27 protein-coding genes and 2 tRNA genes are annotated in these 26975 nt (G+C 61.6%); 13 read left to right on the top strand and 16 right to left on the bottom strand.

Annotated elements, in window-relative coordinates:
• Positions 1–36 precede the first annotated feature (36 nt).
• Together PSQ39_RS17045 and PSQ39_RS17040 are read left to right on the top strand one after the other, a co-directional pair.
• On the top strand, positions 37–1032 hold the full coding sequence (locus tag PSQ39_RS17045; RefSeq protein ID WP_273928042.1) for an AAA family ATPase: 996 nt from the start codon (positions 37–39) through the stop codon (positions 1030–1032).
• A 106-nt stretch (positions 1033–1138) separates the two neighbouring features.
• Positions 1139–2455 carry a hemolysin family protein gene (locus PSQ39_RS17040; RefSeq protein ID WP_273928041.1) on the top strand — a complete coding sequence of 439 codons (1317 nt, stop codon included), beginning with the start codon at positions 1139–1141 and terminating at the stop codon, positions 2453–2455.
• A gap of 39 nt (positions 2456–2494) precedes the next feature.
• On the opposite strand, the gene PSQ39_RS17035 is transcribed toward PSQ39_RS17040, so the two are convergent.
• Both PSQ39_RS17035 and PSQ39_RS17030 read right to left on the bottom strand, forming a co-directional pair.
• On the bottom strand, positions 2495–3130 hold the full coding sequence (locus PSQ39_RS17035) for a lytic transglycosylase domain-containing protein (RefSeq protein ID WP_409242050.1): 636 nt from the start codon (positions 3128–3130) through the stop codon (positions 2495–2497).
• 25 nt (positions 3131–3155) lie between these two features.
• A complete protein-coding gene (locus PSQ39_RS17030) occupies positions 3156–4901 on the bottom strand; it encodes a proline--tRNA ligase (protein WP_273928040.1) in 1746 nt (581 codons plus the stop codon).
• A gap of 92 nt (positions 4902–4993) precedes the next feature.
• On the opposite strand from PSQ39_RS17030, the gene PSQ39_RS17025 reads away from it, so the two are divergent.
• Complete coding sequence (locus PSQ39_RS17025) at positions 4994–5659, top strand: RNA pyrophosphohydrolase (RefSeq protein WP_273928205.1); 666 nt, start codon at positions 4994–4996, stop codon at positions 5657–5659.
• A gap of 80 nt (positions 5660–5739) precedes the next feature.
• On the opposite strand, the gene proB is transcribed toward PSQ39_RS17025, so the two are convergent.
• The 4 genes from proB to rplU form a co-directional block, all read right to left on the bottom strand.
• On the bottom strand, positions 5740–6876 hold the full coding sequence (gene proB / locus PSQ39_RS17020; RefSeq protein WP_273928039.1) for a glutamate 5-kinase: 1137 nt from the start codon (positions 6874–6876) through the stop codon (positions 5740–5742).
• A 55-nt stretch (positions 6877–6931) separates the two neighbouring features.
• The gene (gene cgtA / locus PSQ39_RS17015) at positions 6932–8002 is read right to left on the bottom strand and encodes an Obg family GTPase CgtA (RefSeq protein WP_273928038.1); all 1071 of its coding nucleotides are present in this window, start codon (positions 8000–8002) and stop codon (positions 6932–6934) included.
• A 92-nt stretch (positions 8003–8094) separates the two neighbouring features.
• On the bottom strand, positions 8095–8355 hold the full coding sequence (gene rpmA / locus PSQ39_RS17010; protein WP_019576099.1) for a 50S ribosomal protein L27: 261 nt from the start codon (positions 8353–8355) through the stop codon (positions 8095–8097).
• Positions 8356–8367: 12 nt separating this feature from the next.
• Positions 8368–8679 carry a 50S ribosomal protein L21 gene (gene rplU, locus PSQ39_RS17005; RefSeq protein ID WP_273928037.1) on the bottom strand — a complete coding sequence of 104 codons (312 nt, stop codon included), beginning with the start codon at positions 8677–8679 and terminating at the stop codon, positions 8368–8370.
• Positions 8680–8897: 218 nt separating this feature from the next.
• On the opposite strand from rplU, the gene PSQ39_RS17000 reads away from it, so the two are divergent.
• The 9 genes from PSQ39_RS17000 to PSQ39_RS16960 all read left to right on the top strand — a co-directional run bounded on the left by PSQ39_RS17000 (position 8898) and on the right by PSQ39_RS16960 (position 16375).
• Entirely contained in the window at positions 8898–9827 is a 930-nt protein-coding gene (locus PSQ39_RS17000) for a polyprenyl synthetase family protein (RefSeq protein ID WP_273928203.1), read from the top strand.
• Positions 9828–9932: 105 nt separating this feature from the next.
• The gene (locus tag PSQ39_RS16995) at positions 9933–10472 is read left to right on the top strand and encodes a DUF2799 domain-containing protein (protein WP_273928036.1); all 540 of its coding nucleotides are present in this window, start codon (positions 9933–9935) and stop codon (positions 10470–10472) included.
• A 191-nt stretch (positions 10473–10663) separates the two neighbouring features.
• Positions 10664–10740, top strand: a tRNA-Pro gene (locus tag PSQ39_RS16990).
• A 132-nt stretch (positions 10741–10872) separates the two neighbouring features.
• On the top strand, positions 10873–12606 hold the full coding sequence (gene pilB / locus PSQ39_RS16985; protein WP_273928035.1) for a type IV-A pilus assembly ATPase PilB: 1734 nt from the start codon (positions 10873–10875) through the stop codon (positions 12604–12606).
• Positions 12607–12623: 17 nt separating this feature from the next.
• A complete protein-coding gene (locus PSQ39_RS16980) occupies positions 12624–13838 on the top strand; it encodes a type II secretion system F family protein (RefSeq protein WP_273928034.1) in 1215 nt (404 codons plus the stop codon).
• The gene (locus tag PSQ39_RS16975) at positions 13838–14719 is read left to right on the top strand and encodes a prepilin peptidase (RefSeq protein WP_273928033.1); all 882 of its coding nucleotides are present in this window, start codon (positions 13838–13840) and stop codon (positions 14717–14719) included. The genes PSQ39_RS16980 and PSQ39_RS16975 overlap by 1 nt, the downstream gene beginning before the upstream one ends.
• 5 nt (positions 14720–14724) lie before the next feature.
• Positions 14725–15342, top strand: coding sequence for a dephospho-CoA kinase (gene coaE, locus PSQ39_RS16970; protein WP_273928032.1), 618 nt, complete (start codon positions 14725–14727; stop codon positions 15340–15342).
• 23 nt (positions 15343–15365) lie between these two features.
• Entirely contained in the window at positions 15366–16121 is a 756-nt protein-coding gene (gene zapD / locus PSQ39_RS16965; protein ID WP_273928031.1) for a cell division protein ZapD, read from the top strand.
• A 35-nt stretch (positions 16122–16156) separates the two neighbouring features.
• The gene (locus PSQ39_RS16960; RefSeq protein ID WP_273928030.1) at positions 16157–16375 is read left to right on the top strand and encodes a DNA gyrase inhibitor YacG; all 219 of its coding nucleotides are present in this window, start codon (positions 16157–16159) and stop codon (positions 16373–16375) included.
• An 81-nt stretch (positions 16376–16456) separates the two neighbouring features.
• On the opposite strand, the gene PSQ39_RS16955 is transcribed toward PSQ39_RS16960, so the two are convergent.
• From PSQ39_RS16955 to PSQ39_RS16935, 5 genes are all read right to left on the bottom strand, one after another.
• Positions 16457–16915 (bottom strand): NUDIX domain-containing protein, encoded by a 459-nt coding sequence (locus PSQ39_RS16955; protein WP_273928029.1) that lies wholly within the window; start codon positions 16913–16915, stop codon positions 16457–16459.
• Positions 16887–17762 (bottom strand): ATP-binding protein, encoded by an 876-nt coding sequence (locus PSQ39_RS16950; protein ID WP_273928028.1) that lies wholly within the window; start codon positions 17760–17762, stop codon positions 16887–16889. The genes PSQ39_RS16955 and PSQ39_RS16950 overlap by 29 nt, the downstream gene beginning before the upstream one ends.
• 16 nt (positions 17763–17778) lie before the next feature.
• Positions 17779–19008, bottom strand: a complete 1230-nt coding sequence (gene argJ / locus PSQ39_RS16945) for a bifunctional glutamate N-acetyltransferase/amino-acid acetyltransferase ArgJ (RefSeq protein ID WP_273928027.1) — start codon at positions 19006–19008, stop codon at positions 17779–17781.
• A gap of 134 nt (positions 19009–19142) precedes the next feature.
• Positions 19143–21896, bottom strand: a complete 2754-nt coding sequence (secA, locus tag PSQ39_RS16940) for a preprotein translocase subunit SecA (RefSeq protein WP_273928026.1) — start codon at positions 21894–21896, stop codon at positions 19143–19145.
• Between the two features lie 165 nt (positions 21897–22061).
• Complete coding sequence (locus tag PSQ39_RS16935; RefSeq protein WP_273928025.1) at positions 22062–23012, bottom strand: M23 family metallopeptidase; 951 nt, start codon at positions 23010–23012, stop codon at positions 22062–22064.
• 33 nt (positions 23013–23045) lie between these two features.
• Here PSQ39_RS16935 and PSQ39_RS16930 point away from each other — a divergent pair, with 33 nt between their 5' ends.
• The gene (locus tag PSQ39_RS16930) at positions 23046–23357 is read left to right on the top strand and encodes a hypothetical protein (RefSeq protein WP_273928024.1); all 312 of its coding nucleotides are present in this window, start codon (positions 23046–23048) and stop codon (positions 23355–23357) included.
• A gap of 38 nt (positions 23358–23395) precedes the next feature.
• Here PSQ39_RS16930 and PSQ39_RS16925 read toward each other — a convergent pair.
• The 5 genes from PSQ39_RS16925 to PSQ39_RS16905 all read right to left on the bottom strand — a co-directional run bounded on the left by PSQ39_RS16925 (position 23396) and on the right by PSQ39_RS16905 (position 26968).
• Positions 23396–23471 (bottom strand) — tRNA-Thr (locus tag PSQ39_RS16925).
• Between the two features lie 65 nt (positions 23472–23536).
• Positions 23537–24031: a ClpXP protease specificity-enhancing factor gene (locus tag PSQ39_RS16920; RefSeq protein ID WP_273928023.1), complete on the bottom strand. Its 495-nt coding sequence runs from the start codon at positions 24029–24031 to the stop codon at positions 23537–23539.
• A 21-nt stretch (positions 24032–24052) separates the two neighbouring features.
• A complete protein-coding gene (locus tag PSQ39_RS16915; protein ID WP_273928022.1) occupies positions 24053–24664 on the bottom strand; it encodes a glutathione S-transferase N-terminal domain-containing protein in 612 nt (203 codons plus the stop codon).
• A gap of 92 nt (positions 24665–24756) precedes the next feature.
• The gene (locus tag PSQ39_RS16910; protein ID WP_273928021.1) at positions 24757–25539 is read right to left on the bottom strand and encodes a cytochrome c1; all 783 of its coding nucleotides are present in this window, start codon (positions 25537–25539) and stop codon (positions 24757–24759) included.
• A gap of 19 nt (positions 25540–25558) precedes the next feature.
• A complete protein-coding gene (locus tag PSQ39_RS16905) occupies positions 25559–26968 on the bottom strand; it encodes a cytochrome b (RefSeq protein WP_273928020.1) in 1410 nt (469 codons plus the stop codon).
• Positions 26969–26975 lie beyond the last annotated feature (7 nt).

Here is a 26975-nt window from a genome sequence, read left to right as displayed (position 1 = left end):
GAATGAACTCGTGACCTTCATCTTGAGGAGTGAACGATGGAATCCCGAAGCCTTGTGCCCCAATCTTCGAACTTCCAACTGCCCATCGCCCAGATGCGCAGCGTGTTCCAGCCGGCCGAGGTGGAACGCAAGTTGGCCCAGTTGTCGGAACACGAACACGAGTCCCTGCGCAACACCTACCAGCGCATGCTGGAACGCGGCCCCGAGCGCTTTCAGGTCAAGCCCCATGGCGTACCGCGCATGGCCGAACTGTACGAAAGCCTGCCCAACTTCACCGAGGTGCTGGACGACGTGAAGCGCCATGTTGCGCTGTCGCAAGACAGCCGCGACGGCCTGGAGGTCACCCCCATGCTGCTGCTGGGCCCGCCCGGCATTGGCAAGACCCATTTCGCCAAGCAACTGGCCGACCTGCTGGGCACGGGCATGTCGCTGGTGCCCATGAGCTCGATGACCGCCGGCTGGCTGTTGTCAGGGGCCTCCTCGCAATGGAAAGGCGCGCGCCCAGGCAAGGTCTTTGAGGCCTTGGTCGAGGGCCAGTACGCCAACCCGGTGATCGTGGTCGACGAGATCGACAAGGCCAGCGCCGACGCCCAGTACGACCCGCTGGGCGCGCTGTACAGCCTGCTGGAGCACGACACGGCAGGCACCTTCGTCGATGAATTTGCCGAAGTCTCCATCGACGCCAGCCAGGTGTTGTGGATCACCACGGCCAACGACGCACGCGGCATCCCGGACCCGATCCTCAACCGCATGAATGTGTTTGAGATCGAGGCCCCCACGCCTGCCCAGGCCCGCGAGATCGCACGCCGCCTGTACCAGGGCATCCGGCGCCAACACGACTGGGGTCAGCACTTCGACGAAGAGCCCGGAGACAATCTGCTGGACGCCTTGACCGAGGTCGCGCCGCGCGAAATGCGCCGCGCCCTCATGACCGGCTTTGGCAACGCCCGGCTGGACCGGCGCGATCAGATTCAAGCGGACGACTTGCCCCGATCAGGTGGCTCTCGACCGCGCATGGGCTTTGTGCAATGAGTTGAGCCCCTGCATCGGAGGGGTTCCTCGCTGCGCGCCAGGAGCCCCTCCCACAGGCGGCACGCTACACTGAAGCCCCGTCTTCATGCCCTTCACTGGGCCCTCCATGAGCCTTGGTCAAAGCCTTTTCATCATTGCCGCCCTGATTGCGGTCAGTGCCTTTTTCTCGGTGGCAGAAATCTCATTGGCCGCCTCGCGCCGCCTTCGGCTGCGCCAGATGGCCGATGCCGGCGACCCACGCGCAGAGCGCGTGCTGCGCATGCAGGACCAGCCCGGGCCTTACTTCACGGTGGTGCAAATTGGCCTGAACGCGATCGCCATCCTGGGCGGCGTGGTCGGCGAAGGGGCGCTGAGCCCCTACTTCAGCCAGCTCATGGGCTTGCTGGTGGATGAGCCCCTGGCGGGCCGGCTCGGCTTTGCAGCCTCTTTTGTGGCGGTGATCTCACTCTTCATCGTGCTGGCAGATCTGTTGCCCAAGCGCCTGGGCATGAGTGCCCCCGAACGCGCCGCAGTGCGCCTGGTGGGCACCATGGAGGCCCTGTTGCGGGTGCTGGGGCCGCTGGTGTGGCTTTTCGGCCGCGCCACCGACGCCTTGTTCAAGGCCCTGGGCCTGCCCGCGCAGCGCGACGAGCGCATCACCTCGGCCGACATCCTGGCCATGACCGAGGCGGGGGCGCGCTCGGGTCAGCTGGCCGAGCGCGAGCACGAGGTGATCGCCAATGTGTTCGAGCTTGACACCCGGGTCGTGACCAGCGCCATGACGCCGCGCGAGCACATTGCCTGGTTCCAGAAGGACGACCCTGAGGCCACCCTCCGTGCGCGCATCCTGGCCGAGCCCTTCTCCACCTACCCAGTCTGCGCAGGCGATCTGGACCAGTTGCTGGGCTATGTCGATGCCAAGGACCTGTTCCAGCGCGTGCTGAACAACCAGCCACTGAGCCCCCTCGACGAAGGCTTGCTGCACAAGGTGCTGGTGGTGCCTGACCGGCTCAGTCTGGCGGAAGTGTTGGAGCAATTCCGCCAAGCCCATGAAGACTTTGCCGTGATCGTCAATGAGTACAGCTTTGTCGTTGGGGTGATCACGCTCAATGACGTGATGAGCACCGTGATGGGCGGCCTGGTCGACCCGCAAGACGAGGACTGGATCGTGCAACGCGATGCTCACTCCTGGCTCATCGATGGCATGACGCCGATGGCCGACGTGCAACGCACCCTGGATTTGGCCAGTCTGCCGCACGAGGGCCAGTACGAAACCCTGGCGGGCTTTCTGATGGAGATGTTGCGCCGCGTCCCCAAGCGCACCGATACCGTGCAATGGGAGGGGTTTCGTTTCGAGGTGATCGATGTGGACCGCTACCGCATCGATCAGGTGCTGGTGACGCGTCATCCCGTGGACGACCGCCCTCCGCCCAGCCTGGCATGAGGCCCCCGGCCGCGCCTGGCCGGAGCGAGGTCGAAGTCCTCAAGCCTTGTTGGGTGCGTCGCTGTAAACCCAGTTGCGCTGGGCGCCGAACACGGCATTCGGGTACTGCGGCTTGCCCCGGCTGCCGTTGTAGCGCCCCAGAGCCATGTAGACGTCGCCCTGCTCGCGGTCCAGGTAGTGACGCAGGATGACACAGCCAAAACGCAAATTCGTCTGCAGGTGAAACAGCTTGCCGGCGTCGCCGTCGCCGATCACCCGGGTCCAGAACGGCATGACCTGCATGTAGCCCCGCGCGCCCACGGACGAAACGGCGAACTTGCGGAAATTGCTCTCGACTTGGATCAGACCCAACACCAGGGAGGTGTCCAGGCCGGCACGGCGGCTCTCGTACCACACGGTCTGCAGGAACTCCTTGCGGACCAACCAATCGGGCTTTTTGTGCCAGAGGCGGTCACTCATGGCCCCCAGCCAGCGCAGATAGACCAGGCGAGCCGCCGTGTCTGCAAACTCGGGCACGGGCGCGCCTTGCTGCAGCACGGCCGAACTCAGGGCCGTGCGCACCGAGTCGGCCAAAGGCTCTTCGACCTGCGAGCCTGCCCGCGCTGAAGGCACAGCCCAGCCCAGGCAGGAACCGGCGAGCAAGGGCAGCAGGCTTTGCCGCCTCGACATCAGCATGGGCACACCCTCACATCACGGGCCGTCAGAGGACCACGCGCTCCTTCAGGAAGGACAGCAGCTCCGCGGCAGAAACCTTGCTGGCCGCCGTGTCACGGCGGTGCTGGTACTCAACCTGGCCTTCTTTCAGGCCCCGGTCGGACAGCACCACGCGGTGCGGCACGCCGATCAGTTCCCAATCAGCAAACATGGCGCCCGGGCGCTCGCCACGGTCATCCAGCAGCACATCCACGCCCAGGGCGGCGAGTTCGTCGTGCAGCTTCTCGGCAGCGGCCTTGACCTCGGCGCTGCGGTCCATGCCGATGGGGCAGATCACCACGGTGAAGGGGGCGATCGCGTCGGGCCAGATGATGCCGCGCTCGTCGTGGTTTTGCTCGATGGCGGCGGCCGGAAGGCGCGTCACGCCAATGCCGTAGCAGCCCATCTCAAAATGGGCCGGCTTGCCGTCTTCACCCAGGAAGGTGGCGTTCATGGCCTTGGAGTACTTGGTGCCCAGGTAGAAGACGTGGCCGACTTCAATGCCGCGCTCGATCGCCAGCACGCCTTGGCCGTCGGGCGAGGCATCGCCCGCCACCACATTGCGCAGGTCGGCCACCAGTTCGGGCTCGGGCAGGTCACGGCCCCAGTTCACGCCGGTCAGGTGGAAATCGACCTCATTGGCGCCGCAGACCCAGTCGGCCAGCACGGCGACTTCGCGGTCGGCCACCACTTTGACGGGCTTTTGCAGGTTCAGCGGGCCCAGGTAGCCGGGCTTGCAGCCAAAATGGTCTTCGATCTCGGCCACGGTAGCAAAGCGGAAACCGCCCTCCATGCCGGGCAGCTTGCCGACCTTGACTTCGTTCATGTCGTGGTCGCCGCGCAGCAGCAGCAGCCAGACCTGGCTCTTGGCCACTTCGCCGTGCTCGTTCAAGGTGTCGGTGGCCAGCACCAGCGACTTGACCGTTTGCGCCAGCGGCAGGCCCAGCAGCTCGGCCACATCGGCACAAGTGCTTTTGCCCGGGGTTGCGGTCTTGGTCAGTGCTTGGGTCGGCGCCGGGCGCGGGCCGGCCGGGGCCAGGGCCTCGGCCTTTTCGATGTTGGCGGCGTAGTCGCTGCTGGGGCAGTAGACGATGGCGTCTTCGCCCGTGGCGGCAATCACCTGAAATTCTTCGCTCAAGTCGCCGCCAATGGCGCCGCTGTCGGCCGCCACGGCGCGGTAGGTCAGGCCGAAGCGGTCAAAAATGCGGCGGTAGGCCTGGGCCATGACCTGGTAACTGGCCTTGGCGCTGGCTTGGTCGCGGTCAAAGCTGTAGGCGTCCTTCATGATGAACTCGCGCCCGCGCATCAGGCCAAAACGCGGACGGCGCTCGTCGCGGAACTTGGTCTGGATTTGGTAGAAGTTCTTCGGCAGCTGCTTGTAGCTGCGCAGCTCCTGACGCGCGATGTCGGTCACCACCTCTTCAGAGGTCGGCTGGATGACAAAGTCGCGGTCGTGCCGGTCCTTGATGCGCAGCAACTCGGGGCCCATTTTTTCGAAACGCCCGGTCTCCTGCCACAGCTCGGCCGGTTGCACCACCGGCATGGTGACCTCAATGGCCCCAGCGCGGTTCATCTCTTCGCGCACGATGGCTTCGACCTTGCGGATCACGCGCAGGCCGATGGGCATGTAGTTGTACACCCCAGCACCGAGCTTTTTGATCATGCCGGCGCGCGTCATGAGTTTGTGGCTGACCACCTCCGCATCGGCCGGTGCTTCCTTGAGGGTGGAAATGAAGAATTGGGAGGCTTTCATGGGGGCAATACGGGGGGTTCGGGGGACAGTCCTCTTGTGACACGTGCAGCGCCGTGCATAATGGACTCAGTTTAAAAATTTGGGGTTTGATTATGCTTGACCGGGACGGCTTTAGGCCGAACGTCGGCATCATCCTGCTCAACCATAAGAACCAGGTGTTCTGGGGCAAGCGCATCCGGACCCACAGCTGGCAATTCCCACAAGGAGGCATTGACCGGGGCGAAAGCCCTGAGCAGGCCATGTTTCGGGAATTGCACGAAGAAGTGGGGCTCCATCCGGAGCATGTTCGCATCGTTGCCCGCACCCGGGATTGGTTGCGCTATGAGGTGCCCGACCGGTACATCCGCAGAGATGCTCGAGGCCACTACAAGGGTCAAAAGCAAATCTGGTATTTGTTGCAGTTGATGGGTCACGACTGGGACCTGAACCTGCGTGCCACCAACCACCCTGAGTTCGATGCCTGGCGCTGGAACGACTACTGGGTGCCACTGGATGTGGTGGTGGAGTTCAAACGCGGCGTGTATGAAATGGCGCTCACCGAGTTGGCCCGCTTTCTGCCGCGCCCGGAACCCCGCAATCGTTTTTTGCGCGGTGGCATGCGCACCCGGGACAACGACGGAGGCATGGATCTGCATTCCTCGCGATTGCCTCCTTCGGCGTGCTACGAACTGCCGCCCGGCGCGACCTTCGAGCCTGACCCTCGGGTGAGTTCTCAGCAACTGGAGAACCTCCCTCCGGATGGTGCCAACCCCCACTGAAGGCAAGACCTCAGGCCCATGAAAAAAGAACACCTCGCAGCGACTGCCAGGTGTTCTTTTTGTTTCTGGCCACAGCGTGTTCAGCGCTGTACCACCAAGTTATCACGGTGCACCATCTCGGGTTCAGCCGCATAGCCCAACAGCTTTTCAAATTCAGATGAGGCCTTGCGACACATGAGCCGCGCCTCAGCGCTCGCGTAATTGGCCAAACCCCGGGCAATCTCAGCGCCCGACGGGTCTTTGATGGCGATCACGTCGCCACGGGAGAACTCGCCCTCAACCGCCGTCATGCCAATGGGCAACAGGCTCTTGCCCTCATCGCGCAGCTTGGCTGCCGCGCCGGCATCGACACATACCGCACCGCGCATTTGCAGGTGGTCGGCCATCCATTGCTTGCGCGCCTGGTTCTTGGCCGTTTGTGCCACCAAAAGCGTGCCAATGGCTTGACCTTGGGTCAGACGCACCAGCGCATCAGGCTCACGACCCCAGGCAATGACGGTCGAGGCACCTGAGCCCGCTGCACGCTTGGCCGCAAGGATCTTGGTGATCATGCCACCACGGCCAATGCTGGAGCCAGCGCCGCCCGCCATGGCCTCCAGGGCTGGGTCGCCAGCCTTGGCTTCATGCACGAACTCGGCGGCAGGGTCGCGCCGCGGGTCTGCGGTGTAAAGGCCTTTTTGGTCGGTCAGGATCACCAAGGCATCCGCTTCCACCAAGTTGGCAACCAGGGCGCCCAGGGTGTCGTTGTCGCCGAACTTGATTTCGTCGTTCACGACCGTGTCGTTCTCATTGATCACCGGCACCACCTGCAGGCGCAACAAGGTGAGCAAGGTGGAACGGGCGTTGAGATACCGCTCGCGGTCAGCCAGGTCAGCATGGGTCAGCAGCACCTGGGCGCTGCCCAGACCCTGCTCTCGCAGCTTGGTCTCGTACATCTGAGCCAGGCCCATCTGCCCCACGGCCGCAGCCGCCTGAAGTTCATGCACTTCTTTGGGACGGGTGGACCACCCCAAGCGCTTCATGCCCTCAGCGATGGCGCCACTGGACACCATCACGACCTCGCGGCCATCGCGCACCAGCGCTGCCAGTTGACGGCACCATTCGCCAATGGCCGCCTCATCCAGGCCACGGCCTTCGTTGGTCACGAGGCTGGAGCCCACCTTGACGACAATGCGACGCGCATCCGCCAATACACCCGAAGCAATTTTTTGAGTCATTGAGACCAGCGGCCAGCACCGGCTGGCACTTGTTGGCAATAGAAGATAAAGCGGATCAGGAGTCGGACGGCTCAGCGAAGCGCGGATCGACTTCCGCCGGCGCTTGCTCAGCCACCTGCTGGGTTTTCACATGCAGGTAGATGGCCTTGATGAGCGACTCACAACCCTCACGAGTCAAAGCCGAGATCTCAAAGACGGGCCCCTTGAACTTGTAGCGCTTGACGAAATCCTTGATCAACGCGGCGCGCTGGTCCTGCTGGATCATGTCGAGCTTGTTCAGCACCAACCAACGCGGCTTGTCATGCAGCGATTGGTCGTACTTCTTGAGTTCTGCCACGATGGCCTTGGCTTGCGCCACGGGATCGACGCCTTCGTCAAACGGCGCGATGTCCACAATGTGCAGCAACAAGCGGGTGCGCTGCAAATGGCGCAGGAACAAATGCCCCAAACCAGCGCCTTCAGAAGCCCCTTCAATCAGGCCCGGGATGTCAGCCACCACAAAGCTTTGCTCCGGGCCCACACGGACCACGCCCAAATTGGGGTGCAACGTGGTGAAGGGGTAGTCAGCAATCTTGGGGCGGGCATTCGAAATGGCCGCGATCAGGGTCGACTTGCCTGCATTGGGCATGCCCAACAGGCCCACATCGGCCAGCACCTTGAGTTCGAGCTTGAGGCTCTTGCGCTCCCCCGGCCAGCCCGGCGTCTTCTGACGCGGAGCACGGTTGATGGCACTCTTGAAACGCAAATTGCCAAAGCCGCCATCGCCTCCCTTGGCGATGGTGATCATCTCACCCGGTGCCAGCAATTCATACAGCACTTCGCCAGTTTCAGCGTCGGTGATGATGGTGCCCACGGGCATCTTCAGCACGATGTCGTCGCCCGCAGCGCCAAACATGTCCGAACCCATGCCGTGCTCGCCACGGCGAGCCTCATGGCGACGCGAATAGCGGAAGTCCACCAAGGTGTTCAGGTTGGGGTCGGCCACAGCGAACACATGCCCGCCTCGACCGCCATCCCCACCGTTGGGGCCACCAAACTCTTTGTACTTTTCATGCCGAAACGAGACGCAACCGTTCCCGCCATCGCCGGCGGCAATGTCTATGTAGGCTTCATCAACGAATTTCATGTCATGTCCAGTTTACAAAAAAGGGGTCCCAACGAAAAAAGCCCCGACCAAGCGGGGCTTCGACAGGTCTCGCTGCGACCGAGTCGTCAGACTCAGGCTGCCGGCGTCACGTTGACCGTGTGCTTGTTCAGTGCGCCTTTGGTGGCGAAGGACACATGGCCTTCAACCAGGGCGAACAAGGTGTGGTCCTTGCCGATACCGACGTTGGAACCAGCGTGGAAGCGGGTGCCACGTTGGCGAACGATGATGGAGCCAGCGCTGATCAGTTCACCGCCGAAAGCCTTCACACCGAGCATTTTGGGCTTGGAATCGCGCCCGTTTCGCGTAGAGCCGCCGCCTTTTTTCTGTGCCATGACCCGTACTCCTTAGCCTGCAATCGCGCCGATTTGCAGTTCGGTGAACTGCTGACGGTGACCTTGACGCTTTTGATAGTGCTTACGACGACGCATCTTGAAGATGCGAACCTTGTCGTGCTTGCCGTGCGACACGACGGTAGCCGTGACGGTAGCGCCGGACACCAGGGGCGTGCCAACCTTGAGTTCAGCGCCGTTGCCGACAGCCAGAACTTGGTCAATCACGATTTCCTGGCCTACGTCCGCAGCAATCTGTTCTACTTTAATTTTTTCGCCAGCAGCAACACGATATTGCTTGCCGCCGGTTTTTATGACCGCGTACATGTAAACCTCTTTGAATTGAAGCTCTACCGGAGAATTCCGTAGAGCCCTAGACTTTAGCATGAAAGCAACGAATTGCCAAGCGGCGCAAAAGGACTGCTCAAGCGTTCAGCCGGGAGCATGGCGGGGGCTTCCTATAATTTCGCAACTTGAAAGAGCCCGCCACCTTGACCGCCACCCCTCACACCGCCGCTTCCGCCCTTGAACTGATCGCCCGGGACATGGGGGAGGTCGACAAAGTCATCGCCCACAGGCTCGACTCCAGCGTCCCCCTGGTCGGGCAAATTTCCCAGTACATCATTGCCGCCGGCGGCAAGCGCCTGCGCCCCGCCCTGCTGCTCCTGACAGCCGGCGCACTGAATTACCAAGGCACGCAGCACCACAACCTGGCCGCCGTGGTGGAGTTCATCCACACCGCCACCTTGCTGCACGACGATGTCGTCGATGAATCCACCTTGCGCCGAGGCCGCGCCACCGCCAACGAGGCCTTCGGAAACCCCGCCAGCGTTCTGGTCGGCGATTTCCTCTACTCGCGGGCGTTCCAGATGATGGTGGACGCCAATGACATGCGCATCATGCAAACCCTGGCTGACGCGACCAATGTGATTGCCGAGGGCGAGGTGCTGCAGCTGATGAACATGCACGACGCTTCGCTCGATGAAGCAGCCTACTTGCGTGTGATCCGCTCGAAAACCGCCAAATTGTTTGAAGCCAGCTCCCGATTGGCAGCCATCCTGACCCACTCATCCAGCGAAGTCGAGGAAGCTTGCGCCACCTACGGCCAAGCACTGGGAACCGCCTTCCAAGTCATTGACGACGTTCTGGACTACGCAGGCAACAGCGCCGAGATGGGCAAGAACATCGGCGACGACCTGCGCGAGGGCAAGGCCACCCTGCCACTGATCATCGGCATGCAGCGCGGTAGCGCCGAACAGGCCCAGACGATTCGCCACGCCATTGAGCACGGCGAAACAGAGAAGCTGCCCCAAATCATCGAGATCGTGCGCAGCACGGGCGCCCTGGAAGCCACCCAAGCCGCCGCCGCCGCAGAGGCTCAGCGCGCCATGACAGCGCTGGAACAACTGCCCAGCAATGCCTACACGGCAGGCATGCACCAACTGGCCGCCCAGTTGCTCGAACGACGCACATGAACCTCGACCAGCGCCGGCTCTAACGCTGGCGCCCATCCCACCCGCAACACCCCTTTGAGGCGATGCATCCGACCTAGAATGCATCAAATTGTTACGGGGACATTTATGCGCGTACTTCACGGCCTCACGGCCCTCCTGATGGTGTTCTTGCTCCATGGGTGCGCCACCATGAGCGCAGATGAGTGCAAGTACGCACGCTGGAATGAAGTGGGGCTGCGCGACGGCTTGGCTGGCGAACCCTTGTCCACACTCAATGCACGCACACAAGACTGCGCCGAAGCCCGAGTGACCCCAGACAGCCGCGCCTACCTGCAAGGCCGCGACCAAGGCCTGCAAAGCTACTGCCGCCTGGACAACGCCGTGCAACTGGGCCTGAACGGCAAAAGTTACCAGGGCGTGTGCCCCGCCCCCATCGACCTCGAATTTCGCCGACGCTTCAGCCTGGGCCGAGAGGTCTATGACGCACGCCAACAGATCAACCAGCGCGAACGCCGGCGCGACGAGCTGGAGCGTCGCTTGAAAGCAAGCAACAAGGATGAAGATCGACGCAAAATCCGCGACGAACTTGAGGACGAAGACCGCAAAACACGCCGTGCGCGGGACAGATTGCGCGACGCGGAGTGGCAACTGGACCGACTGCGCTGAGGCCCAGAGCCCGCAGCCAGGCGGTTGACTCGAGCCGCTGCTTTTTTTCTGCAAAAAGATTTGCTACAATAAGCGGCTTCGCTGAACAGGCCTTGAATCAGATTTGAATCAGGGCCATCCAAACCCAAACTCAGCATTGGGACTTTGGCAGCACGCATCTTGGGCTACGCAGCTCAAAAATGTAGGACAGTCGGGGTGTAGCTTAGCCTGGTAGAGCGCTACGTTCGGGACGTAGAGGCCGGAGGTTCGAATCCTCTCACCCCGACCAAGATCCAACATTTTTCACATATCGCAACGCATCGTTGCACCTTCCCTCCCCTCCAGGCCGCATTTACAGTCGGTTGGCTCTGAGCGATGATAGGATGCATTTTTTCCTTCCTGAGCATCCCTCCTCCGCTTCATGGCCGCTGTCGAACCAGCCAACAGAACGTCTACCGTTGCCCTGCCCGGCCTGGGCCGGGCGCTGATCACTGCCGGCAAACTGGCCCAAAAAGCGGCAGAAGAGATTTATCAGAAGGCGTTGACGCACCGCACCAGCTTCATCGCCGAGCTGATGGCCTCAGGGGCGGTGTCCGCCGCCGATTTGGCGCACACCATGTCGGTCGCCTTCACGGCACCGCTGCTGGATTTGGATGCGATCGATCCGCAGCGCCTGCCCAAAGACTTGCTGGACCCCAAGATCTGCCAGGCTTACCGCATCCTGGTGCTGAGCAAGCGCAGCAACCGCTTGATCATTGCCACGGCAGACCCCTCCGATCAGGAGGTGGTCGAGAAGATCAAGTTCTCCACCCAGATGGGCGTGGACTGGATCATTGCCGAGTACGACAAGCTGTCCAAAATGGTGGAGGCCACGACGCTGTCGGCCGCAGAAGCCATGGACAGCATCATTGGCACCGGCGGTGAGTTCCAATTCGACGATGAGCCGGTGCTGGCTGACGAGGTGGCTGAGACCAACACCGCCGAAGTCGAAGACGCTCCCATCGTCAAATTCCTGCACAAGATGCTGCTCGACGCGTTCAATATGCGCGCCTCCGATTTGCACTTTGAGCCCTACGAGCACCACTACCGGGTGCGTTTCCGCATCGATGGCGAGCTGCGCGAAATTGCTTCGCCACCCATTGCGATCAAGGACAAGCTGGCCTCGCGCATCAAGGTGATCTCTCGCCTGGACATCTCGGAAAAGCGTGTGCCGCAAGACGGGCGCATGAAACTCAAGATCGGGGCCGATCGGGTGATCGACTTCCGGGTCAGCACTTTGCCGACCTTGTTCGGCGAAAAGATCGTGATCCGGATCTTGGACCCGAGCAGTGCCAAACTCGGCATTGAGGCCCTGGGCTATGAGCCCGAGGAAAAAGAGCGCCTGATGCAAGCCATTGGCCGCCCTTACGGCATGATTTTGGTCACCGGCCCCACAGGCTCGGGCAAAACCGTGTCGCTGTACACCTGCCTGAACCTGCTGAACAAGCCTGGGGTGAACATCGCCACAGCCGAGGACCCCTCCGAAATCAACCTGCCCGGGGTCAATCAGGTCAATGTCAATGAAAAGGCCGGACTGACCTTTGCGGCGGCTCTCAAGTCCTTTCTGCGCCAAGATCCCGACATCATCATGGTCGGCGAAATTCGTGACCTGGAGACCGCAGACATCTCAATCAAGGCCGCCCAGACCGGCCACTTGGTGCTGTCGACCCTGCACACCAACGACGCGCCCACCACCTTGACGCGCATGCGCAACATGGGGATCGCGCCTTTCAACATCGCCTCCAGCGTGATCTTGATCACAGCCCAACGCCTGGCGCGCCGGCTGTGCCCCAATTGCAAAGCAGCCGTCGACATCCCGCGCGAGACCCTGCTGGAGTCTGGCTTCCGGGAAGACGAGCTCGACGGCAGCTGGGTTCCCTACCGCCCCGTGGGCTGCTCCAGTTGCAACAATGGCTACAAAGGCCGGGTGGGCATCTACCAAGTGATGCCCATCACAGAAGAGATCCAACGCATCATCTTGCGCGATGGCAGTGCACTGGACATTGCCACCCAAGCCCGCTCCGAGGGCGTGCGCAGCCTGCGAGAGTCCGGGCTGCACAAGGTCAAAATGGGCATGACCTCCTTGGAAGAAGTTCTGGCAGTGACCAACGAATAAAGCGGACCGGGAACTGAATGGCGACGATCAAAAAAGACATCAAAGAATTCGTCTTCGAGTGGGAGGGCAAGGACCGCAACGGCAAGCCCGTGCGCGGTGAATTGCGCGCGGCGGGTGAGAACCAGGTGCAGGCCTCGCTGCGTCGCCAAGGGGTGCTTCCCACCAAAATCAAGAAGCGCAAGATGCGCTCGGGCAAGAAGATCAAGCCCAAAGACATCGCCTTGTTCACACGCCAGTTGGCCACCATGATGAAGGCCGGCGTGCCGCTGCTGCAAACCTTTGACATCGTGGGCCGGGGCAATGCCAACCCCAGCGTCACCAAGCTGCTCAACGATGTGCGCTCGGACGTGGAAACCGGGACGTCTTTGAGTGGGGCCTTTCGCAAGTACCCGATGTACTTCGATGACCTCTACTGCAACCTGATCGAAGCCGGCGAAGCGGCCGGTATCCTGGAATCCCTGCTCGATCGCCTGGCGATCTACATGGAAAAAACCGAGGCCATCAAGTCCAAGATCAAATCCGCCCTGATGTACCCGATCTCGGTGATCGTGGTGGCCTTCGTGGTGGTGGTGGTGATCATGATTTTCGTGATCCCGGCCTTCAAACAGGTCTTCTCTTCCTTTGGCGCCGATCTGCCCGCCCCCACATTGTTCGTGATCGCGATGAGCGAGTTCTTTGTCCAATGGTGGTGGTTGATTTTTGGCGCCATGGGCGGTGGCTTTTACTTCTTCATGCAAGCCTGGCGGCGCAATGAAAAGGTGCAGATGGCCATGGACCGGCTGCTCTTGCGCATCCCGATTTTTGGCGCGCTGATCAACAAGTCTTGTATCGCGCGTTGGACGCGCACGCTGTCGACCATGTTTGCGGCGGGCGTGCCCTTGGTCGAGGCATTGGACTCGGTCGGTGGCGCCTCGGGCAATTCGGTGTACGCGATGGCCACAGAGCGCATCCAGCAAGAGGTGTCCACCGGCACCAGCCTGACAGCCGCCATGACCAATGCCAATGTGTTCCCGTCCATGGTGCTGCAGATGTGCGCGATCGGCGAAGAATCGGGGTCGATCGATCACATGCTGGGCAAAGCAGCCGATTTTTATGAAGCCGAAGTCGACGACATGGTGGCGGGCCTGTCCAGCCTCATGGAGCCCATCATCATCGTGGTGTTGGGCTCCATCATTGGGGGCATCGTGGTCTCGATGTACCTGCCGATTTTCAAGTTGGGTCAGGTGGTTTGATGAGTGCTTTGGTTTGGTTGGACCCGGCCTTGGCCGCCGTGGTGGGATTGCTGTTTGGCAGCTTTCTGAATGTCGTGATTTACCGACTGCCCAAAATGCTGGAAGCCGGCTGGCAGCAGGAATGTGCCCAGTACCTGGCCGAGCAGGCAGGCCAAGACCCAGCCACAGCTTCCGCGTCCACAGCGCCCCGTTTCAACCTCATGACCCCGCGTTCGAGGTGCTCGGCCTGCGGCCACACCTTGAGCTGGTTTGAGAACATCCCAGTGGCCAGCTACGTGGTGTTGCGGGGACGTTGCCGTGCATGCCAGGCCAAAATCAGTCCCCGCTACCCATTGGTCGAGCTGCTCACCGCCGGCCTGTTTGCTTTTTGCGTGCACCGCTGGGGCCTGAGCCCCCAAGCCGCGCTGTGGTGCGGTTTCTCCGCCACGCTGCTGGCCCTGGCCTTGATCGATTGGGACACCACCCTGTTGCCCGACAACCTCACCCTGCCGCTGCTGTGGGCTGGCCTGATCGGTGCGCTGCAGGGCTGGACTGGGGTGAGCCTTGACGCCTCGCTGTGGGGCGCTGTCGGCGGTTACCTGTCCTTGTGGAGCATCTATTGGGCCTTCAAGCTGCTGACGGGCAAAGAAGGCATGGGTTACGGTGACTTCAAGCTCTACGCAGCCCTGGGGGCCTGGTTTGGTTGGCCAGCGCTGGTGCCCATCATTTTGATGTCCTCGGTGATTGGCGCCCTGGTGGGCATCGCCATGAAGCTCTTCAGCCAGTTGCGCGAAGGGGGCTACATTCCCTTCGGCCCGTTTCTGGCCGGTGCCGGCTTCACAGCCCTGATCTGGGGTGCAGGCCCCATGCAAGCACGCCTGCTGGGCCTGTTCGGTCTCTGATCGCCATGCCCCAGCACCCGGCCTTCACACAGATCGGCCTCACCGGGGGCATTGGTTCAGGCAAGAGCACCGTGGCAGCCTGCTGGGCCGCCCTGGGGGCAGCATGGATCGACGCGGACGCCGTGTCACGCAGCCTCACCGCGGTGGGCGGTGCGGCCCTGCCAGCCATTGCCCAGGCGTTTGGCCCGCAGATGCTGACGGCTGAGGGCGCGCTGGACCGCGACGCCATGCGGGCCCAGGTGTTCCAGCACCCCGAGGCACGCACCCAACTGGAAGCCATCGTGCATCCCCTGGTTGGCCAGGCGATGCAGGCAGCGGTGCAAACCGCCCGGGACCAGGGGCATGCAGTGGCCGTGCTGGACATCCCCTTGCTGGTGGAGTCCAGGCGTTGGCCCGCTGCGTTGGATGTGGTGGTGGTGGTCGACTGCCTGCCCGAGACCCAAGTGCAACGGGTGATGCAACGCAGTGGTTTGGATGAGACCGCCGTGCGCGCCATCATGGCCGCACAAGCCAGTCGTCCACAGCGTTTGGCCGCAGCCGACGCCGTCATTTTCAATGATGGCTGCAGCCTCGATGAACTGCGCCTGCAAGTGGCCGATTTGGCATCTCACTTCGGGCTATGATGCGCGGCAATGGAACCAGCAGCGTGATCCTCTACGAATACCCTTTCAACGAACGCATCAGAACCTACCTGCGTCTGGAACAGCTGTTCAAGCGTCTCGGTGTGTTGATGTCTCGTGACGCGCCCATGGACCACCACTTTGCCCTCTCAACCTTGTTTGAGGTGATGGACGTGGCCGCTCGGGCCGACTTGAAGTCGGATGTTCTCAAAGACCTGGAAAAGCAAAAAGCGGTACTCAACGGATACCGGGGCAACCCCGCCATCTCGGAACAAATCCTCGATGGCGTGATTGGGCAAATCGAGACCGGCTTTGCCGCCCTCAACAGCCTGCCAGGCAAGGCGGGTCAGACGCTGACCGAAAATGAATGGCTGATGAGCATCCGCAGCCGCATCGGCATTCCTGGTGGAACCTGTGGCTTTGACCTGCCCGCTTATTACGCTTGGCAGCACCTCCCCCCAGAGCAACGCCGTCAAGACTTGGAACAGTGGGTTGGCCACCTCAGCCCTTTGGCTGACTCCATTTTTCTGCTGTTGAAACTGCTGCGCGATGCGGGCACCCCCCAAAAAGTCGTGGCCGAGCGAGGCCAGTTTCAACAAACCCTGCCTCAGGGCCGCACCTTCCAGCTGCTGCGCCTGCGCATCAACCCCGCGCTGGGCATGGTGCCGGAAATCAGTGGCAACCGCTTGCTGGTGTCCGTGCGGCTGATGCGCCAGGAGACCGATGGCCGACTGCAGGCCGCCGGCGAAGATGCGAGTTTTGAACTGGCCTTGTGCGCTTGAGTCCCCGCGCTGGCCGCCCCTGATGTGAGCTGAACATGGCGACCCTGCCCCGCCCATTGCCTGAAGGCGCACGCGTCGTGCGCTGCCCTGCCTGCCAGGGCGACAGCCTCTACCACCCCAGCAATGCTTACCGCCCATTTTGCGGTGAACGCTGCAAGAACATCGACTTTGGTGCCTGGGCCAGTGAAAGCTTTCGCATGCCCACCGAGGCACCGCCTGACGATGCCCCCTACGGCGACCCGCGCCTGCAGTGAGCATGAGCGCAGATCTGGAATAGCCCGTCCCGGACGGCAACTTGCTCCAGGCGCGCGCTGCACCCTGCTCCGTGGGCCGTCTCAGCCTTGGCTTGCCTGGGCCAGCACGGCGCCTTCAAAACCACGCTCGCTGGCCAGCCAATCCAAGACTGGGAAGGCCCCAGGCAAGACAGGCGTCACGGTCAGCGGAAACTGCTGCCAGGCCATGCGCTGGCCTTCACGCATCTCAAAATCACCGGTCCACTGGTAGACCTTGCACCAATGCAGGCGCACCAGCGCATGCGGGTAATCGTGCTCGGTCACCTTCCAGACTTCGGCCGGGCCAATGGTGACGCCCAGCTCCTCATCGAGCTCGCGGCGCAAGGCTTGCTCGACGGTCTCGCCGGCTTCCAGCTTGCCACCCGGAAACTCCCAGTAACCCGCATAGGGCTTGCCTTCAGGGCGTGAACTCAGCAGCAAGGCGCCATCCTCGCGGATCAGGATGCCCACCGCCACCTCGGTATGGGCGCGCTCAGCCACGGGCGCGCCCGGCGTAGTCACGCGCGAATTGGAAGGCGACACGGCCACTGCGCGAACCGCGTTCCAAGGCCCACACCAGCGCCTCTGGACGGGCTGCTTCGATGGCGGCGCTTGCGATGCCCAGGGAGGACAACCACTGCCCCACGATGGCCAGGTACTCGTCTTGGCTGAAAGGGTAGAAACTAACCCAGAGGCCAAACCGCTCCGACAAGGAAATCTTCTCTTCCACCACCTCGCCCGGATGCACTTCACCGTCTTCGCTGTGCGTGTAGGTGAGGTTTTCTGACATGTACTCGGGCAAGAGATGGCGGCGGTTGCTGGTGGCGTAAATCAGCACATTGGGCGTGGCGGCAGCCACCGAGCCGTCGAGGATGGACTTCAGCGCCTTGTAGCCAGGTTCGCCATCTTCAAAGCTCAGGTCGTCGCAGAACACCATGAACTTCTCGGGTCGATCAGAGACCACATCCACGATGTCCGGCAGGTCCACCAGGTCGGCCTTGTCCACCTCGATCAGGCGCAGACCCTCCGCCGCATATTGGTTGAGGCAGGCCTTGATCAGGGACGACTTGCCGGTGCCCCGCGCGCCGGTCAGCAAGACATTGTTGGCAGGCAGGCCGCGCACAAACTGCTCGGTGTTGCGCTGGATCTTTTCCTTTTGTGGATCGATCTCTTTGAGACTGTCCAGGCGCATGTCCGCCACATGGCGCACCGGTTCCAGCACCCCATGGCCCGAGCCCCGACGGCGGTAGCGCCAGGCGATCGAAGCATTCCAGTCAGATGGTGCCGCCAAGGGCTGGGGCAACACGGATTCGATGCGCGCGATCAATTGCTCGGCGCGCAGCATCAAGTGTTCGAATTTCTCGTTCATGGGGCGGGACGCAATTTCAAGAGCGGTAGTCGGCGTTGATGCTCACGTAGTCGTGGCTGAAGTCGCAAGTCCAGACGGTGTCACTGGCCGTGCCGCGACCCAGCACCACGCGCACGGTGATCTCGCTTTGCTTCATCACGCGCTGACCATCTTCTTCCTGGTAGGCGGGGTTTCGGCCGCCCTTCAGGGCCACCGCGACATCGTCCAGGTAGAGGTCAATGCCAGTCTGGTCCAGGTCCGTGATCCCGGCATAACCCACAGCCGCCAAGATGCGGCCCAGGTTTGGGTCGCTGGCATAGAAGGCCGTCTTGACCAGTGGCGAGTGGGCAATGGCATAGGCCACCAGGCGGCATTCCTCAGCGGTCTTGCCGCCCTCGACCCGCACGGTGATGAACTTGGTGGCGCCTTCGCCGTCGCGCACGATGGCCTGGGCCAGCAGCCGAGACACTTCAAGCAAGGCCGCCTTGAGCGTGGCGCCGTCGCCGCTGTCGAGTTGGGTGATGCTGGGGTTGCCCGCTTGGTGGGTGGCCATCAGCAAGAAGGAATCGTTGGTCGAGGTGTCGCCATCGATGGTCACGCGGTTGAACGAACCCTCAGCCAAGTCACGCACCAGGCCTTGCATCAGGGCTGGGTCAATGGCGGCATCGGTGGCCAGGAAGCCCAGCATGGTGGCCATGTTGGGGCGGATCATGCCCGCCCCCTTGCTGATGCCGGTGATGGTGACCGGCACACCCGACAAGGTGATGCGACGGCTGAAGGCCTTGGGCACCGTGTCCGTGGTCATGATGCCTTCGGCAGCGCGACCCCAGTGGTCCGCTTGGGCATCGGCCAGCGCTGCGGGCAGACCGGCTTCGATGCGGTCCACCGGCAGCGACTCCATGATCACGCCTGTCGAGAAGGGCAGGATCTGATCGGGCGACAGCGTCAACTGGCGGGCCAGCGCGATGCAGGTGGCGCGGGCGCGCACCAGGCCGTCTTCACCGGTGCCAGCGTTGGCGTTGCCGGTGTTGATGACCAGTGCACGGATGCCCGTGGTGCGGCCCAGGTGTTCGCGGCTGATCTGCACCGGCGCGGCACAGAAACGGTTCTGCGTGAACACGCCAGCCACGCTGCTGCCCTCGTCGAGCAGGAAGACCGTCAGGTCCTTGCGGTTGGCTTTGCGCACGCCGGCTTCGGCGACGCCGATGCGAACACCCGCAACAGGGAACAACTCATGAGGCAGAGGGGCCGAAAGATGAACAGGCATGGTCGACTTTCCAAAAATGGGGGCTGACCCACCATGGCCAGCCACCCCACAAAAAACAACACGGGCCGTGGCCCGTGTCCAGGCCTGGGCGCCAACCGAGGTCAGCGCAGCAGGCCTTGCGAAGTATCAGCAGTTCAGGCGAGTTTGCCGTGACATTGCTTGAATTTCTTGCCGCTGCCGCAGGGGCAGGGGTCGTTGCGGCTCACCCGCAGCATGGCGGCATCGGACAGGTTGAGGTTGGACGCATCCACGATGGTCTCGGCCTCGCCGGTCTCAGTGGGCGCGTTGTAGGTCACGTTGGCGATCTGCTCGGCGCGTTGCTCCATGTCCTGGGCCGCTTGGTCGAGCTGGTCCGGGGACTGCAAGCGCACCGTCATCAACAGACGGGTGACTTCGTTCTTGACCGAATCGAGCATCTGGCCAAACAGCTCAAACGCTTCGCGCTTGTACTCTTGCTTGGGCTGCTTCTGGGCGTAACCGCGCAGGTGAATGCCTTGACGCAGGTGGTCCAGCGAGCTGAGGTGCTCACGCCAGTGGCTGTCGATGGTCTGCAGCAGCACCACACGCTCAAACTGCAGGAAGCTGTCGCCGCCCACCTGGGCCACCTTGGCGGCAAAGGCCTCGTTGACCGCCGTTTGCACGGCTTCCAGAATGTCGTGGTCGGTGATGGCGCTGGACTTTTCGACCAAGGCCGTCAAGTCGAGCGGGATTTGCCATTCGTCATTCAGCACGCGCTGCAGGGCGGGCAGGTTCCATTGCTCTTCCACCGACTCGGCGGGCACGTAAACGCGCACCAGGTCGTCGAAGCAGCCTTCGCGCAGGCTGGCAATCTGGGCCTCCAGGTTTTGCGCATCCAGGATGTCATTGCGCTGCTGGTAGATCACCTTGCGCTGGTCGTTGGAGACGTCGTCGTACTCCAGCAGTTGCTTGCGGATGTCGAAGTTGCGGGCTTCGACCTTGCGTTGGGCCGACTCGATGCTGCGCGTGACGATGCCCGCCTCGATGGCCTCGCCTTCGGGCATTTTGAGCCGGTCCATGATGGACTTCACGCGGTCGCCCGCGAAGATGCGCATCAACTGGTCGTCCAGGCTCAGGAAGAAGCGCGACGAGCCCGGGTCACCTTGGCGGCCCGAACGGCCACGCAGCTGGTTGTCGATGCGGCGCGACTCATGGCGCTCGGTGGCGATGATGCGCAGACCACCTTGCTGCTTCACCAGCTCGTGGTCACGCAGCCAGGCTTCGCGCAAGGCTTTGAGCTTTTCTTCGCGCTGGGCAGCGTCCAGAGCGAGGTCGTTTTCGACCTCGGCCAGGGCCTTTTCAATGTTGCCCCCCAAAACGATATCGGTGCCCCGACCCGCCATGTTGGTGGCGATGGTGATCATCTTCGGACGACCGGCCTGGGCCACGATGTCCGCCTCGCGGGCATGCTGCTTGGCGTTGAGCACCTGGTGAGGCAGCTTTTCGCGGTCCAGCAGTTGCGAGATCAGCTCTGAGTTCTCGATCGAGGTGGTGCCCACCAGCACGGGCTGGCCGCGCTCGTAGCACTCGCGGATGTCCTTGACTGCAGCGTCGTACTTCTCTTTGGTGGTCTTGTAGACACGGTCGAGTTGGTCGTCGCGACGGCTCGGGCGGTTCGGCGGGATGACCATGGTTTCCAAACCATAGATCTCTTGGAACTCATAAGCCTCGGTATCGGCCGTGCCCGTCATGCCGGCGAGCTTGCCGTACAGGCGGAAGTAGTTCTGGAAGGTGATCGAGGCCAGGGTTTGGTTCTCAGCCTGGATGGACACACCTTCCTTGGCTTCAACGGCCTGGTGCAGGCCATCGCTCCAGCGGCGCCCCGACATCAGACGACCCGTGAACTCGTCAACGATGACGATCTCGCCCTCTTGCACCACATAGTGCTGATCGCGGTGGTACAGGTGGTTGGCCCGCAGCGCCGCGTAGAGGTGGTGCATCAGCGAGATGTTGGCCGGGTCGTACAGCGAGGCGCCCTCAGGCAGCAGGCCGGCGTGGGCCAGGATGCGCTCGGCGTTTTCGTGGCCTTGCTCGGTCAGCACCACTTGGTGGGTTTTCTCGTCGACCGTGAAGTCACCGGGCTTGGTCACACCTTCACCGGTGCGAGGGTCGGCTTCACCTTCTTGACGCACCAGCAGCGGCACGACGCTGTTGATGGCGATGTACTGCGCCGTGTGGTCGTCAGCCTGGCCGCTGATGATCAGCGGGGTGCGGGCCTCGTCAATCAGGATGGAGTCCACCTCGTCGACGATGGCGAAATTCAGCCCTCGCTGCACTCGGTCACCGGTCTCGTAGACCATGTTGTCGCGCAGGTAGTCGAAGCCGTATTCGTTGTTGGTCCCGTAGGTGATGTCGGCACGGTAGGCGGCTTGCTTGGCCTCACGCGGCATCTGCGGCAGGTTGACGCCGACTTCCAAGCCCAGGAAGTTGTACAGCCGAGCCATGGAAGCAGCATCGCGACTGGCCAGGTAGTCGTTGACCGTGACCACATGCACGCCCTTGCCAGACAAGGCATTCAGGTACACCGCCAAAGTGGCGGTCAGGGTTTTGCCCTCGCCCGTGCGCATTTCAGCGATCTTGCCGAAATGCAGGCCCATGCCGCCAATCAACTGAACGTCGAAGTGGCGCATGCGCATCACGCGCTTGGAAGCCTCGCGCACAACGGCAAAGGCTTCTGGCAACAAGGCGTCCAGTTGGGCGCCTTGGGCCACGCGCTGGCGAAAGTCGTCGGTCTTGGCCCGCAATGCCTCGTCCGACAACTTTTCGTACTCGGGCTCCATCGCATTGATGCGATCCACCGTCTTGCGGTACTGACGCAGGAGCCGGTCGTTGCGGCTGCCGAAAATTTTGGTGAGGAAGTTAGTGGCCATGAAAACAAGACCGCCCTGCCCGCACTGGCGGCCACAGGACGACCAAAATCCCTAAAACAAAGCTGAATTCAGGTGGAGCCGGTGCCCCGGATTGCAACGCCCCATTCCAAAAAATGCGAGCGGCCCGAAAAACCGGCATAAGCGTGGGATTCTACCTTTTGCACCCTAGGGGGCTGTGAAGGTGGCCACACGTGGCGTGCCTGCACTGGCCTGGGTCTGAGTGAGGTTCAGAAATTTCTTTGGGTCCTGGGGGATGCCCTGCACCAAAACCTCAAAGTGCAGGTGTGGACCCGTCGAGCGCCCCGAGGTGCCCACCTCGGCAATGCGCTGCCCACGTTTGACCAGATCGCCCTTGCGCACAAAAACCCGGGAGGCATGGGCGTAGCGAGTGATCAATTCATTGCCATGGTCAACTTCGATCATCTGCCCATATTCAGGGTGCATGGATTGGGTCACCACCACGCCGCCAGCGGCCGCCAAAATAACGGTTCCTACGTCAGCCTGGTAGTCCTGACCGGTGTGCAAAGCCGAAGTGCCGGTGATGGGATCGATGCGCCAGCCAAAAGCAGACCCCAACGGTTTACCGGGCACGGGGGCCTGGGTAGGAACCATCATCTTGCGGATGCGCTGGTCGAACAGACGCGACTCGATGACCGTCATCAAATCCACGCGCTGTGTGGTGAGGCGCTCCAAATCGTCCAGGGTGGCCTGCAGCTCTTCGAGGCTCAAAGGCCGGGACGACACCAAGGCTCCACCGCGTCCCGGAGGGGTTTTCAGGTCCATGCTGACACCAGCAAGTCCCGACACACGGGCCCCCAGCGATTCCAACTGCATCATGCGCGCTTCCATATCGCCGACCTTGCGGGCCATGACGTTGAGGTTCTCGCGCAGATAGCGGTCGCGCTGCTCGGTCTCGTCTTTGACCATCAAACGAACCACCGAACCAATGACCGGCCAGCCCTCGCGTGCACCCTTCAAGAAGACCCAGTGGTAAAGCCCTGCGGCGACCAGCATGAGGCCCAGGGACGCTGTCAGCGCCGCGGCCATCAGTTGCCAGCCACTCAAATGGATGGCCCGACTCTTGGCCAACCAAGCATCCGTGATAATCACTTGCAATCGAATCACCTCTCAAGCAGATAGTCCACCCGCATGCAACGACGACACCAATCCATCACCTGGGCACAAGCCTCGATGGCGTCGCCCACGTTCGCCAAGCTGTCGGAATTGGTCCGGGATTCAGCCCAACGTCTGAAGGCCATTGAGCCCCTGATCCCCCCCATGCTGCGTTCAGCGATCCAGGCGGGGCCGATTGAAGGCACGACGTGGTGCTTGCTACTGAACTCCAATGCGGCGGCAGCCAAACTCAGGCAGCAATTGCCAGCCTTTGAAGCTCATTTGCGAAGTCGGGGGTGGGAGGTTACCGCAATCCGCCTGAAGGTTCAAAACACAAACCGACGGTGAGGTGGGCGCAAGGCCATGAAAGGCCACTGGGGGCACGATGGTGCCGGTTGTCGGATTCGAACTGACGACCTACCGCTTACAAGGCGGGTGCTCTACCAACTGAGCTAAACCGGCTGAATCTCTGAATTCAGGCGGGATTCTAACCGCCAAAAAACACGATCCCAATCAAACTACTGGGCTTATTTCACCCGCTTGAGTGCGGGACGGGCGCCACCCGTTGGCGCCGGCTTGGGTGGCTCAGGCAGATCGGATGGGTGGGCCTCGGCGCTCACCAATTGAACCACACGATCCTCGCTGGACGACTCCGCAGGCGCTGGGGTAGCAGCCTCATTGAGCATCGGACTGGCCGATGGCACGGGGGCCGGGAACGCCATGCCTTGCCCATTCTCACGGGCATAGATCGCAATGACCCGCTCAATGGGCACCGAAATATCACGCGGCACGCCACCAAAGCGGGCTTTGAACGACAGGAAATCATTGCCAATGTTGAGCCCACTGGTGGCATCAAAACTGACGTTGAGCACGATCTCGCCATCCTTGACGAATTCACGCGGCACCTGCACGGTCTCGTCGACAGAGACTGCGACGTAGGGCGTGAATCCGTTGTCTGAGCACCACTCGTAGAGGGCACGGATCAGATAAGGACGGGTCGAAGTAGATTCCTGTGCGTTCATGGCGTATGTCCGGCGCGGCGCTTACTTGCGCATGACCTTTTCGGAGGGCGTCAGCGCTTCAATGTAGGCTGGGCGCGAGAAAATGCGCTCGGCGTACTTGAGCAGCGGCGCAGCGTTCTTGCTGAGTTCAATGCCGTAGTAGTCCAGGCGCCAAAGCAGCGGCGCAATGGCCACGTCGAGCATGGAGAAGTTCTCGCCCAACATGTACTTGTTCTTCAGGAACACCGGCGCCAGTTGGGTCAGGCGGTCGCGGATGTGGGCGCGGGCCTTTTCCAGGGTCTTTTCGTTGCCTTTGGCCAGACGCGACTCCAGCGTGCTGACATGAACAAACAGTTCCTTCTCAAAGTTGAGCAGGAACAGACGCACACGGGCACGGTCCACCGGGTCACCCGGCATCAGTTGCGGGTGCGGGAAGCGCTCATCGATGTACTCGTTGATGATGTTCGACTCGTACAGAATCAAATCACGCTCAACCAGGATAGGCACCTGGCCGTACGGGTTCATGACATTGATGTCTTCCGGCTTGTTGTAGAGGTCAACATCACGGATCTCGAAGTCCATGCCCTTTTCAAACAGGACAAAGCGGCAGCGGTGGGAAAAGGGACACGTGGTCCCCGAGTACAACACCATCATGGTAAGGGCTCCTGAAAATCAAAAAGAGTGGAACGCCCGAAGGCGCCCACTCTGTGGGCCTGATCAGCACGCTGATCAGGCGGATAGCGGAATTACTTGACGTCTTTCCAGTACGCAGCGTTGAGGCGCCAGGCGATCAAAGTGAAGAACGCCAGGAAAATCAAGACGCCCACACCCACGCGAACGCGCGTGTTTTGGGCTGGTTCGCCCATCCATTGCAGATAGGCCACCAAGTCGCCGACCGCCTGATCATATTGCAAAGGGGTCATGCTGCCTGGCGTGAGCTGTTCCCACCCCTTGAAAACCTCGGTCTTGTGACCGTGTTCTTCGCGTTCTTCGAACACTGGGCGGCGGGCACCTTGGAGCTCCCACAGGACGTGCGGCATGCCAACACTGGGGAACACCAGGTTGTTCCAGCCGGTCGCCTTGCTCTCGTCTCGGTAGAAGGTGCGCATGTAGGTGTAGAGGTAATCGGCACCTGTGCCACCATGGCCCGCACGCGAGCGGGCGATCACGGTCAGGTCGGGCGGGTTGGCGCCGAACCATTCCTTGGCCTGACGCGGATCAATGGCAGCCTTCATGGTTTCGCCCACTTTTTCAGTGGTGAACAGCAGGTTGTCCTTGATCTGCTGCTCGGTCAAACCGATGTCTTGCAGACGGTTGAAACGCATGAACGCAGCCGAATGGCAGTTCAGGCAGTAATTGACGAACAACTTGGCGCCGTTTTGTAGAGCGGCCAGATCATTGGTCTTGTTCGGGGCCTTGTCCCACGCGATGCCGCCTTCATTGGCGTGGGCGCCAGCGGCCACCCCCAGCGCCATCATCAGGCCCAGCACCAGTTGGCGGGCAAAACCCAGGCTTGCGAGCTTATTCATTGTTTTTCTCTCCTGCCAATCAATGGGCTGCAAAGGTCACGCGGTCGGGCACCGGCTTGGGTTCACCCAACTGGCTCCACCAGGGCATCAGCAGGAAGAAACCGAAGTAGAACAGCGTACCGACTTGGGAGACTCGCTCGCCAATCGGCGACGGCGGCTGAACACCCAGATAAGCCAGGATCACGAAGACCACCACAAAAATGGCGTAGAGGTATTTGTGCCAGCTCGGACGGTAGCGGATCGACTTCACAGGGCTGTGGTCCAGCCAAGGCAGGAAGAACAGAATCACGACCGCACCACCCATGACGACCACACCCCAGAACTTGGCGTCGATCGAGAGCATCAAGGCCACAGCCACCAGCGCAGCGACCACCACGCCAGCCTTCAGGAAGGCGGGCAGCTTGGACTTGACCGCACCGAAGAAGGCAGCACCCACCACGCAGGCGATCAGGGCATACATCATTTCACCCGTGATGGCACGCAGCATCGAGTAGAACGGCGTGAAGTACCAGACCGGCGCAATGTGGTTGGGCGTCTTGAACGGATCGGCCGGGATGAAGTTGTTGTACTCCAAGAAATAGCCGCCAGCTTCCGGCGCGAAGAAGATCACCGCCGTGAACACCATCAGGAACACGCTGACGCCCAGGATGTCGTGCACCGTGTAGTAGGGGTGGAAGGGAATGCCATCGAGGGGGTGACCTTGGGCGTCGCGGGGGGCGTTCGGGCCCTTGATTTCCACGCCGTCGGGGTTATTGGAACCCACTTCATGCAAGGCGATGATGTGCGCGGCCACCAGGCCCAACAGCACCAGGGGCACGGCAATCACGTGGAAGCTGAAGAAGCGATTCAACGTGGCATCCGACACCACGTAGTCACCGCGGATCAGCAAGGCCAGATCAGGGCCGACGAAGGGAATGGCCGAGAACAAGTTCACGATCACCTGAGCGCCCCAGTAGGACATCTGACCCCAGGGCAGCAGGTAGCCCATGAAGGCTTCGGCCATCAGGCACAAGAAGATGCCGCAACCGAAGATCCAGACCAGTTCGCGCGGCTTGCGGTACGACCCGTACAACAGACCCCGGAACATGTGCAGGTACACCACGATGAAGAAGGCCGAGGCGCCAGTCGAGTGCATGTAGCGCACCAACCAGCCCCAGGGCACGTCGCGCATGATGTATTCAACGGAAGCAAAAGCCAGGTTGGCGTCCGGCTTGTAGTGCATGACCAAGAAGATGCCGGTGACGATTTGAATCACCAGGACCAGCATGGCCAGGGAGCCGAAGAAGTACCAGAAGTTGAAGTTCTTTGGCGCGTAGTACTCAGAGAGGTGCTCTTTGTACAGCTTGGAAGCGGGGAAGCGGTTGTCCACCCAGTTCAGCAGCTTTTCACCTGCCGAGGCGTTGGGGGAGATTTCCTTGTATTCAGCCATGATGTGT

This window comes from Curvibacter microcysteis (assembly GCF_028649455.1).
Taxonomy (GTDB): Bacteria; Pseudomonadota; Gammaproteobacteria; order Burkholderiales; family Burkholderiaceae_C; genus Curvibacter; species Curvibacter microcysteis.
The sequence above is the reverse complement of the archived record's forward strand: the minus strand, read 5'-3'. Positions and strand labels throughout refer to the sequence as shown.

What these genes read in the sequence shown, in the direction of transcription:
- PSQ39_RS17045 (WP_273928042.1), top strand. Translation starts at nt 37, where the DNA reads ATGGAATCCCGAAGCCTTGTGCCCCAATCTTCGAACTTCCAACTGCCC.
- PSQ39_RS17040 (WP_273928041.1), top strand. Translation starts at nt 1,139, where the DNA reads ATGAGCCTTGGTCAAAGCCTTTTCATCATTGCCGCCCTGATTGCGGTC.
- PSQ39_RS17035 (WP_409242050.1), bottom strand. Translation starts at nt 3,130, where the DNA reads ATGCTGATGTCGAGGCGGCAAAGCCTGCTGCCCTTGCTCGCCGGTTCC.
- PSQ39_RS17030 (WP_273928040.1), bottom strand. Translation starts at nt 4,901, where the DNA reads ATGAAAGCCTCCCAATTCTTCATTTCCACCCTCAAGGAAGCACCGGCC.
- PSQ39_RS17025 (WP_273928205.1), top strand. Translation starts at nt 4,994, where the DNA reads ATGCTTGACCGGGACGGCTTTAGGCCGAACGTCGGCATCATCCTGCTC.
- proB (WP_273928039.1), bottom strand. Translation starts at nt 6,876, where the DNA reads ATGACTCAAAAAATTGCTTCGGGTGTATTGGCGGATGCGCGTCGCATT.
- cgtA (WP_273928038.1), bottom strand. Translation starts at nt 8,002, where the DNA reads ATGAAATTCGTTGATGAAGCCTACATAGACATTGCCGCCGGCGATGGC.
- rpmA (WP_019576099.1), bottom strand. Translation starts at nt 8,355, where the DNA reads ATGGCACAGAAAAAAGGCGGCGGCTCTACGCGAAACGGGCGCGATTCC.
- rplU (WP_273928037.1), bottom strand. Translation starts at nt 8,679, where the DNA reads ATGTACGCGGTCATAAAAACCGGCGGCAAGCAATATCGTGTTGCTGCT.
- PSQ39_RS17000 (WP_273928203.1), top strand. Translation starts at nt 8,898, where the DNA reads ATGGGGGAGGTCGACAAAGTCATCGCCCACAGGCTCGACTCCAGCGTC.
- PSQ39_RS16995 (WP_273928036.1), top strand. Translation starts at nt 9,933, where the DNA reads ATGCGCGTACTTCACGGCCTCACGGCCCTCCTGATGGTGTTCTTGCTC.
- pilB (WP_273928035.1), top strand. Translation starts at nt 10,873, where the DNA reads ATGGCCGCTGTCGAACCAGCCAACAGAACGTCTACCGTTGCCCTGCCC.
- PSQ39_RS16980 (WP_273928034.1), top strand. Translation starts at nt 12,624, where the DNA reads ATGGCGACGATCAAAAAAGACATCAAAGAATTCGTCTTCGAGTGGGAG.
- PSQ39_RS16975 (WP_273928033.1), top strand. Translation starts at nt 13,838, where the DNA reads ATGAGTGCTTTGGTTTGGTTGGACCCGGCCTTGGCCGCCGTGGTGGGA.
- coaE (WP_273928032.1), top strand. Translation starts at nt 14,725, where the DNA reads ATGCCCCAGCACCCGGCCTTCACACAGATCGGCCTCACCGGGGGCATT.
- PSQ39_RS16960 (WP_273928030.1), top strand. Translation starts at nt 16,157, where the DNA reads ATGGCGACCCTGCCCCGCCCATTGCCTGAAGGCGCACGCGTCGTGCGC.
- PSQ39_RS16950 (WP_273928028.1), bottom strand. Translation starts at nt 17,762, where the DNA reads ATGAACGAGAAATTCGAACACTTGATGCTGCGCGCCGAGCAATTGATC.
- argJ (WP_273928027.1), bottom strand. Translation starts at nt 19,008, where the DNA reads ATGCCTGTTCATCTTTCGGCCCCTCTGCCTCATGAGTTGTTCCCTGTT.
- secA (WP_273928026.1), bottom strand. Translation starts at nt 21,896, where the DNA reads ATGGCCACTAACTTCCTCACCAAAATTTTCGGCAGCCGCAACGACCGG.
- PSQ39_RS16930 (WP_273928024.1), top strand. Translation starts at nt 23,046, where the DNA reads ATGCAACGACGACACCAATCCATCACCTGGGCACAAGCCTCGATGGCG.
- PSQ39_RS16920 (WP_273928023.1), bottom strand. Translation starts at nt 24,031, where the DNA reads ATGAACGCACAGGAATCTACTTCGACCCGTCCTTATCTGATCCGTGCC.
- PSQ39_RS16915 (WP_273928022.1), bottom strand. Translation starts at nt 24,664, where the DNA reads ATGATGGTGTTGTACTCGGGGACCACGTGTCCCTTTTCCCACCGCTGC.
- PSQ39_RS16910 (WP_273928021.1), bottom strand. Translation starts at nt 25,539, where the DNA reads ATGAATAAGCTCGCAAGCCTGGGTTTTGCCCGCCAACTGGTGCTGGGC.
- PSQ39_RS16905 (WP_273928020.1), bottom strand. Translation starts at nt 26,968, where the DNA reads ATGGCTGAATACAAGGAAATCTCCCCCAACGCCTCGGCAGGTGAAAAG.